This is a genomic window from Vibrio fujianensis (genome assembly GCF_002749895.1).
GTDB classification, from domain to species: Bacteria; Pseudomonadota; Gammaproteobacteria; order Enterobacterales; family Vibrionaceae; genus Vibrio; species Vibrio fujianensis.
Window position 1 is genome coordinate 17427 of sequence record NZ_NBUS01000043.1, and the last position, 8904, is coordinate 26330.

Annotated in this window: 9 protein-coding genes; all 9 read left to right on the forward strand. The window is 44.5% G+C overall.

The genetic code is table 11. The annotated features are described in order from the left end of the window. On the forward strand, positions 1 to 518 hold a 518-nt coding region (locus B7C60_RS18930; protein ID WP_245869219.1), incomplete at its 5' end, for an EAL domain-containing protein. A 5-nt stretch (positions 519 to 523) separates the two neighbouring features. Continuing rightward, positions 524 to 1966 carry an MSHA biogenesis protein MshI gene (locus B7C60_RS10865; protein ID WP_099611676.1) on the forward strand — a complete coding sequence of 481 codons (1443 nt, stop codon included), beginning with the start codon at positions 524 to 526 and terminating at the stop codon, positions 1964 to 1966. A gap of 2 nt (positions 1967 to 1968) precedes the next feature. Next, positions 1969 to 2616, forward strand: a complete 648-nt coding sequence (gspM, locus tag B7C60_RS10870) for a type II secretion system protein GspM (RefSeq protein ID WP_099611677.1) — start codon at positions 1969 to 1971, stop codon at positions 2614 to 2616. After that, a complete protein-coding gene (locus tag B7C60_RS10875; protein ID WP_245869224.1) occupies positions 2609 to 2917 on the forward strand; it encodes an MSHA biogenesis protein MshK in 309 nt (102 codons plus the stop codon). Before gspM ends, B7C60_RS10875 begins: the two co-directional genes overlap by 8 nt. Positions 2918 to 2929: 12 nt before the next feature. Continuing rightward, positions 2930 to 4540 carry a pilus (MSHA type) biogenesis protein MshL gene (gene mshL / locus B7C60_RS10880; RefSeq protein WP_099611678.1) on the forward strand — a complete coding sequence of 537 codons (1611 nt, stop codon included), beginning with the start codon at positions 2930 to 2932 and terminating at the stop codon, positions 4538 to 4540. A gap of 19 nt (positions 4541 to 4559) precedes the next feature. Beyond that, positions 4560 to 5405 carry an ExeA family protein gene (locus tag B7C60_RS10885; RefSeq protein ID WP_099611679.1) on the forward strand — a complete coding sequence of 282 codons (846 nt, stop codon included), beginning with the start codon at positions 4560 to 4562 and terminating at the stop codon, positions 5403 to 5405. Further along, positions 5402 to 6448: a tetratricopeptide repeat protein gene (locus tag B7C60_RS10890; protein WP_099611680.1), complete on the forward strand. Its 1047-nt coding sequence runs from the start codon at positions 5402 to 5404 to the stop codon at positions 6446 to 6448. Before B7C60_RS10885 ends, B7C60_RS10890 begins: the two co-directional genes overlap by 4 nt. After that, positions 6438 to 8162 carry a GspE/PulE family protein gene (locus B7C60_RS10895; protein ID WP_099611681.1) on the forward strand — a complete coding sequence of 575 codons (1725 nt, stop codon included), beginning with the start codon at positions 6438 to 6440 and terminating at the stop codon, positions 8160 to 8162. The genes B7C60_RS10890 and B7C60_RS10895 overlap by 11 nt, the downstream gene beginning before the upstream one ends. Positions 8163 to 8177: 15 nt before the next feature. Beyond that, the coding region (locus B7C60_RS18935; RefSeq protein ID WP_245869227.1) for a type II secretion system F family protein at positions 8178 to 8904 on the forward strand (727 nt) is incomplete at its 3' end.

The following is an 8904-nucleotide window of genomic DNA, read 5'->3' on the forward strand; positions in this document are numbered from 1 at the left end:
AAGTTGTTCCTTTTGCGAATAAGTTTTATTGGCGATGGTTTCGTAATGAATTGATGCAATTGCCCATCGCATTGCGAACAAGGCTCTCTTTTGAATTTGCTGAGGGGCGATTGGCTCAACATCTCGATTATATGCGCCCCGTCATGAAAATGATCAGTGGATTGGGATGTAAATTAGTGGTTGGCCAAGCGGGGCGCACCATTGTCGCCACACATTACATTAAGGATCTAAATATTGATTATCTTAAGCTTCATCGGAGTTTGATCAAAAATATCCATCAACGCCATGAAAATCAGCTATTTGTTCGTAGTCTGATTGGGGTATGTAGTGGCACTCCTACCCAAGTGATTGCGGTTGGGGTTGAACATGAAGCAGAGCGACAATGTTTGCTTTCTTTAGGGGTCAATGGTGTTCAAGGACGCTTATTTGACGTCGAGCAGCCTTTGTTAATCTCCTCACATTCAATCAAGCAACCTTCTGTTAAACCCGGTAAACGAAACCGATGGCGGACAAAATAATAGACATGAAAATTGATGTTCTGATAAAAAAAATCATCGGCAAAAAGAAGCAAAGTCACTCACTCTTTGCTGTCATTCAACCTGATGCGATTTATTTTTCATCTGCAGACACTTTGACAGTACCAGAATGCTATCCGCTGGCTGATCGTGATTGGTCACATGCTTTAATAAAGGCTTTAAAAGCGGCTGGCGTGCAAGGGGTGGTGATTGATCTGGTGTTACACTCCCAACTTTACCAAAGCTACCAAATTGATAAACCTAATATTGCGCGTGAAGAGTGGCCTGCCGCACTCCCCTTTTTAATCAAAGATTTGATTAATGAGAAACCCGCAGAAGTCGTTGCAGACGCTTATCCATTGAGTGGGACGAATAAAGTACAGGCCTACGTCATCAGCAAGAAAGTGATTCTTGAGATGGTTGAATTGCTGAAAACACAAGGTTGCCAATTGGGGCGAGTGTTACCAGAGCAAGAAGTGTGGGCAAGCAGTGGTGATACTTTAACGCAGTTTTTACTGCTACAGCGTAATAAGGCAGGAAATTTTAAATTTGATGCTTTTGTCGATCAACGTTGCTATTTTCAGCGTACGTTACGCGGGGTTGTCGCGCCAATCACCGGCGTAGCCAGCTCAGGTCTTCAATTTGATAGCTTAGCATTGGAATTACAGCGTTCAATTGATTATTTATCTTCACAATTAAAAGGAATAGCGCTTCATCAGCTCAAAGTGTGCTGCGATGGCGAAGATCACGACGAGCTTGTTGCGGCACTGAATGAACGTTTGAATGTGAAAGTCAGCACGCTGTCGAAGGCGGTTTCTCAGCCGCTGTCTGGCACTATGTTGGCTCATTATGCTCAATTGGCTCCTCATGAGGCTTTAAATTTCTACCAAAGCCATTTAAAACCTAAGAAAGATTATTTTTCACTGATGACCGTTAGCTCGGTTTTGCTTGGTTTTATGGTTTGCATGTTAGCGATTGCGGCGGTTTATCATTATCAGGGGATAAAAATCGAGCAGCAAGTCATCTTAGCGGAGCAGCAATCAGCCGCGCTTTCTTTACAACTTAAACAGTTGAAAGAGCAAAAAGCGCGACACCTACCGTCGCCATATAAACTGGCGGCAGCTGCGAGAATAAAAAAAGATATTGCGGCGCAACAGGCGTCATTAAATGCGATCAATCGCTTCGAGCATCTGCAAAGTGAAGGGTATTCGGGTGTGATGGAAGCACTGGCAAACCTCGCACGTAAGGATATTTCGTTAACGCAAATTGAGATTGATCAGCAACGTTTTGATATCCAAGGTTTGGCCCGTGATGCGAAAGCGATTCCACACTGGATCGAACAATTTCAACAAGAGTTACATTTAGTTGGCCGCAGTTTTGAGCGGTTAATAATAGGACGTGATGAGAACGATATTGTGACGTTTGAGCTAAAAACTAAGCAAGAGATGTAGAGATGAGAGTGCTTTGGAATAAATTAAATCAAGCCTTTAATCAGCGCTTGCCTCGTGAAAAATGGTTAATCAGTGGCTGCGGTTTAGTGGTGATCATTGTCTCATTGCAAACCTTTCTGATTGACCCGCTTTTGACACGTCATCAAATACAGTCGAATCGCCTAGCCAGTTTGCAGTCATCTAATCAAGGAATGCAATTGGCGGTACAGCAGTTACAGCATGAGTTAAGTAAGGATCCTGATGTAGACATCGAGATTGAGTTGACACAACTTAAAGCACAACATCAACAACTTTCAGCTCAACTCGATCAAGTGATGGAGAATTTAGTCTCGCCCTCTCAAATGGCAAAAGTTTTGCGTGAAGTATTAGAGAAGAGCCAGCAATTGAAATTACTTCGCCTGACTTCTTTACCTGCCGAGCCAATGGGTAAGCAACAGGATGAGTACCCAAGTCAGTATTTTATTCATCCTGTTAGAATGGAATTGACTGGCAGTTATTTTGCTATTTACGATTATCTTGCTGCTCTAGAAGGTTTGCCTGTTAACTATTATTGGCGGCGTTTTCACTATCAAGTGGTGCAATATCCTCAAGCAAAATTAATTTTGGAAATCTATACACTCAGTTCTCGTAAGGAGTTTATCGGTGGGTAAAATAATGCGGTTGACGATCTTGCTTTTACTGAGTCATCAGGTCATTGCGGCAGAGGATCCCACGGCTCCATTAGCTGGGTATAGAGCTTCAATGGCCGAGGTTCAGCAAGCGCCATTACCTGAATTGCAAAGTATCGTATGCCAAAAAGAGTGTTATGTTGTATTGAATAATCAGGTACTGTCGGTTGGCGAAAATATCCAAGGTTATCAGATAGCCAAAGTGACAGATTCCAGTGTGATTTTGATGCGTGGTAAACAGCGTTGGGAACTACAGTTGTTCTCGCTAGACATCAAAAATTAAGGTATGAGAGTGATGCATAAAATTATAATCGGTGTCGTAGTAACTAGCTTAGTGGGCTGTGCAATGGGCCATCGGGATCCTGTTGAAATAAAAGACTCACTGAATCAAGTATTGAATGAAACCAATAGCCGAATGATTGATCAATTGCCCGCTTCGGTTGAAGCTGATCTTATGCCCGATCTCAGTGAGCCGGTTCTTGATTCATCAGCCAATACGCAGCGTTTTCATATTCAGGCCAATCAAGTGGAAGCGAAAGCCTTTTTTGCCAGTTTGGTGAAAAATAGTGAGTTTAGTGTCGCTATCCATCCTGACGTTGAAGGCGAGATCACGATCAATTTATCCGATGTAACTTTAGATGAAGCCTTGGATGTCGTACGTGATTTATATGGCTACGAAGTGGAAAAAATCGGTAAAATTATTCAAGTTTACCCGGTCGGGCTGAGAACCGTCTCTATTCCAGTTGATTACTTACAATTTAAACGTACAGGCCGCTCATTAACATCCATTAGCACCGGAACCATTACCAATACTGATAGCGGCTCTAACCGTACCAGCAGTAGTGGTGTTAGCCGTTCAGAGACTAGCACTTCCATGCGTGGTGGAACAGAAATTGAAACTATCAACGAAAGTGATTTTTGGTCTCAGCTGCAGCAAGCGGTCGCTCGCTTAATTGGTTCTGATCGTGGACAGAGTGTCGTGGTTACACCCCAAGCGGGCATTTTAACCTTACGAGCTTATCCTGATGAAATTCGCGAAGTTCGACAATTTTTAGCTATTTCACATCAACGTATGCAGCGGCAAGTGATCTTGGAAGCCAAAATATTAGAAGTCACCTTAACGGATAGTTATCAGCAAGGCATTAATTGGTCAAACATGTCGTTTGGTAACGGCAAGGTGGTGCTTAATCGGATTGGAAGTAACACGTCAAGTTTACCCGGATTGGATGCGATTGGCTCACTGTTGGGTGGACAAACCAATATTACCATTTCAGATGGTAGCTTTGACTCCGTATTGAGCTTTATGGCTACTCAAGGGGATTTGAATGTCTTGTCTAGCCCTCGAGTCACCGCCGCGAATAACCAAAAAGCGGTGATAAAGGTAGGAACGGACGAATATTACGTGACGGATTTAACCAGTGTGGTCGGAAGTGGTGACAATTCGAATGCCTCGCCCGATGTCGCGTTAACACCTTTTTTCTCCGGTATCTCTTTAGATGTGACCCCACAAATTGATGATAAAGGTAACGTTTTATTGCATGTACACCCTTCGGTGATTGAAGTTGAGCAACAAACCAAAGATATTCAATTCGGTAGCGAGCTTTATTCATTACCACTTGCTCGTAGTTCGATTCGTGAGTCTGATTCAGTGATTCGGGCGCAGGACGGTGATGTGGTCGTCATTGGTGGATTAATGAAAACCAACACCAATAATCGGGTGTCCAAGGTTCCTTTTCTTGGCGATATTCCCGTGTTAGGGCATTTGTTCCGTAATACTACAGAGTTAACGCAAAAAACCGAGTTAGTGATTTTGCTTAAGCCGACGGTGGTTGGGGTAAATACCTGGCAAAAAGAGCTGGAGCGTTCAAGAGATCTATTACAAGAGTGGTTTCCAGACGCAGAATAAGGTTTGAACTAAATCAGTTATGTACCTGACACATTATGGATTTGAGCAATTTCCATTTCATTTGACACCCGACACGGCGCTTTTTTTAGGGTTAGCACCGCACTATGAAGCGCTACAAACTGTGAATGCTGCGTTAGAAATGGGCGAGGGGATCATTAAAGTCACCGGTGAAGTCGGCACCGGAAAAACCATGGTGTGTCGTATGCTATTGACTCATTTAGCGGCGGATATTCACTGGATTTATCTGCCTAATCCAGCCTTGTTAGGCATTGAGTTGCGCCGCTCAGTGGCGACGGCGTTGAAGGTACCTTTGGTGAGCGATAGCGTATTGATCGATGCTATTCAATCTCGTTTAATCGAATGGTATGAGCAAGGAAAACGAGCGGTTGTGATTGTGGATGAGGCGCAAGCCTTGTCTGATGATGCTTTGGAAACCTTACGTCTATTTGGCAACTTAGAAACAGAACAGCGTAAGTTATTACAAATGGTGTTATTAGGTCAGCCGGAATTAGATGAACGTTTAGCTCAACATCAGCTAAGGCAGCTGCGGCAACGTATCACATTCAGTGCTCAACTCAGGCCGCTATCGCAGGCTGAAGCTTTAGCTTATATCGATAACCGGTTGCGAAAATCAGGTGTTGAAAAAGCATTGTTTAGTGTACAGCAGAAGAAAGCAGCGTGGAAAGCCAGCCAAGGAATCCCTCGCTTATTAAACCAAATTTGTCATAAGGCATTATTACTTACGTTTTATGCCAAGCAGTACGAAGTCTCCAATGTGCATTTGTATCATGCTATTCACGATACCTTCGACGCCTGTCAACCAAAATTCAAATGGCCTCTTTTGTGGGGATGGAGCAATCAATGAGTGTAATTAATCAGGCACTGTCACAATTAGTGTCAAAACAGAGTAAGACACTCGGTGACATTGAACGGGTCGAGCTACCCATGGCTAAAACTCGCCCTGCATGGATCTGGCTCGTTGGTGGTTTTGCTCTTAGCCTCGCCGTCGGAGGCTGGGCCGTCTCGCAGCAAGCGAGTGATGTCATGCCAAATGTGCTGATCGATTCATCGCTGGCATCACCCCAAATCGCCAATAACTTTTCTTCACCGACGCAACATGTTCCCTCTTTAGCGGTCGCGGTGTATCGCTTAGCGCCAACGCAAGAGGTGGCCGACCCTCCGGTGACGTCGCCTGAAATGACATTGGCCGCAGTAACAACGGCGACACCCAAGCCGGAACCCTTAACCGCCACCTCAGCGGTTGCTTTGCCAAGCAAGCCTGAGAAAAACATGTTGGTTGAGCAAGTAGAGCTGACACCTCAAGCATTATCAAACCAAGCATTAACACGTGCGAATAAGGCATTAGATAGTAATGACTTTAACGGTGCGGTAAAAGCATACAGTGAGGCATTGCGTTATACGCCAAGAAACGAGCAAGTTCGTCAGCAATTGGCTGCGCTTTATTACGGCAAAGGCGATGTAAGAAAAGCCTTTGAGTTGCTACAACGAGGGGTTGAGCTTGACTATGATGGCGAAACCTTGCGTATCGCATTGGCAAAATTATTAGTGAAAGAAGGCCAGAATGAAGCAGCATTATCGCCGTTAGATCATGTGCCTGATGGTGCTTCTGTTGAGTATCTTTCTTTGCGTGCAGCTTTGGCTCAGAAAAATAAATTGAATGATATTGCGTTAGATAGTTATCAACGCTTGACTGAAAAAGAAGCCACTAACGGTCGTTGGTGGTTGGGGCTGGCAATTCAGCAAGAGCGAGCGTTAAGGTATAACGAAGCTCAAGAATCTTATCAAATGGCGTTAAAGAACGTCGGGTTATCGACCCAATCTCACGCATTCATTCGTCAGCGTTTGCAATTACTCATGCAGCAAGAGGTGAGCCAAGGTGAAAATTGAGTTAAGAAAACGTCTTGGTGATCTTCTTATTGAAGAAGGTATCATCACAGAGCAACAAGTTGAACAAGCATTGGTGGTTCAAAAACAGACTGGCAGCAAACTGGGTCGTACCTTGATTGAGTTAGGCTTTTTAACTGAACAGCAGATGTTAGCCTTTTTGTCTCATCAACTATCATTGCCTTTAATTGATTTGAATCGTGCCAACATTGATATTGATGCGGTCCAATTACTGCCGGAAGTGCATGCCCGTCGTTTGCGTGCTTTAGTGATTGGACGTAACGAGGATATACTGCGCATTGTGATGAGTGATCCGGCGGATCTTTTTGCACAAGAGTCCTTATTGACACAACTGCCAAACTATCAGTTTGAGTATGTTCTTGCGCCCGAAAAACAGTTGGTTGAGGCTTTTGATCGTTATTATCGACGGACGAAAGAGATCGCTTCATTTGCTGAGCAGTTGCAGGCCGAGCATCAAGACAGTGATGCATTTGATTACAATATTGCCGGTGATGAATCCGATGATATGACGGTGGTGAAACTGATCAACTCGCTGTTTGAAGATGCGATTCAAGTTGGGGCATCAGATATCCATATTGAACCGGATGCCAACCTCTTACGTATTCGCCAGCGTATTGATGGTGTATTGCATGAAACTTTGCTTAATGAAGTTAATATTGCTTCTGCATTAGTTCTTCGTTTGAAACTGATGGCGAACCTAGATATCTCTGAAAAACGCTTACCTCAAGATGGCCGCTTTAATATCCGTACAAAAGGTCAGTCGGTCGATATTCGTCTTTCCACGATGCCAGTTCAATATGGTGAATCGGTGGTCATGCGGTTACTGAATCAAACCAGTGGGATTCGAAAATTAGAAGAGTCTGGTATTCCCGTCGATTTACTGCAGCGACTGAGACGACAACTGAAACGACCTCATGGCATGATTTTGGTGACTGGGCCGACGGGGTCGGGTAAAACCACCACGCTTTATGGGGCGCTTTCTGAATTAAATGAAGCGGGCAAAAAAATTATTACCGCAGAAGATCCGGTCGAATATCGGATTGCTCGCTTAAATCAAGTTCAAGTTAACCCAAAAATTGGCCTCGATTTTTCAACCTTATTGCGTACTTTCTTACGCCAAGACCCAGATATTATTTTAGTCGGTGAAATCCGAGATCAAGAAACCGCTGAGATTGGGTTACGAGCCGCATTAACGGGCCATTTAGTGTTGAGTACCTTACACACTAATGATGCGGTCGATAGCGCTTTACGTTTGATTGATATGGGTGCGCCAGGGTATCTGGTTGCTAGTGCAGTACGTGCGGTGGTTGCCCAGCGCTTAATTCGTAAAGTTTGCCCAGATTGTAAAACAGACGATCCGCTAGATGAGGCCCGTCGACAATGGTTGGCGGAACGTTTTCCTAATCAAGTGTCCCAGCACTTTGTGCATGGGCGAGGTTGCCAAAGTTGTAACTTAACCGGATATCGAGGACGAATCGGTGTGTTTGAAATGCTGGAGCTTGAGCCGTCGATGATGGATGCTCTAAGAGCGAACGATACATCGGGCTTTGCTCATGCCGCTCGTTCATCACATCATTATAAACCGCTATTAGCCCGAGCAATGGAATTGGCAATTCAAGGGGTTGTCAGCATGGATGAAGTGATGGTTCTCGGTGAAGGGGATGCCTCCGGTATGGCTCAACCCATCTATTTATAAGCGATAGGAAGGATTATGCCACACTATCAATATCTAGGCCGAAATGCCGATGGCAGTAAAGCCTCAGGCAGTGTTGACGCCCCGAGTGAAGAAATGGCGGTGGAAGCTTTACTCAGCCAAGGGGTGATCCCAACCTCTATCGTGGCAAAAAAATCAGCGAACTCGACCAATATTGACTGGAAAGCCTGGTTAACGCCTGCCGTACCGCTGGAAATCTTAGTGATTTTTTGTCGGCAGATGTACAGTTTAACCAAGGCTGGAGTTCCATTATTGCGCTCTATGCGAGGCTTGACACAAAACTGCACCAATAAGCAGTTGCAACAGGCATTAGAAGAGGTGACCAGCGAGCTTACCAATGGGCGTGGGTTATCTGCCGCCATGCAAATGCATTCCCATGTTTTTAGTCCGCTGTTTGTCTCGATGATTAGCGTCGGAGAAAATACCGGCCGGTTAGATCAGGCTTTATTACAACTGGCAAACTACTATGAACAAGAGGTTGAGACACGCAAACGTATTAAGACGGCGATGCGTTATCCCACTTTTGTGATCAGTTTTATTACCATCGCCATGTTTATTTTAAATATTAAGGTTATTCCGCAATTTGCGACCATGTTCAGCCGCTTTGGGGTTGATTTGCCCCTACCCACACGCATATTAATTCATATGTCGAACTTTTTTGTCAATTATTGGTTAGCCATTATTGGCGGAATAGTTGGCGTGATTATCGCCTTTCGTGCTTGGG

Excerpts from the sequence above, each read along its gene's own strand:
- mshL (WP_099611678.1), top strand. The coding sequence starts at position 2,930 with ATGCATAAAATTATAATCGGTGTCGTAGTAACTAGCTTAGTGGGCTGT.
- B7C60_RS10890 (WP_099611680.1), top strand. The coding sequence starts at position 5,402 with ATGAGTGTAATTAATCAGGCACTGTCACAATTAGTGTCAAAACAGAGT.
- B7C60_RS10865 (WP_099611676.1), top strand. The coding sequence starts at position 524 with ATGAAAATTGATGTTCTGATAAAAAAAATCATCGGCAAAAAGAAGCAA.
- B7C60_RS10885 (WP_099611679.1), top strand. The coding sequence starts at position 4,560 with ATGTACCTGACACATTATGGATTTGAGCAATTTCCATTTCATTTGACA.
- gspM (WP_099611677.1), top strand. The coding sequence starts at position 1,969 with ATGAGAGTGCTTTGGAATAAATTAAATCAAGCCTTTAATCAGCGCTTG.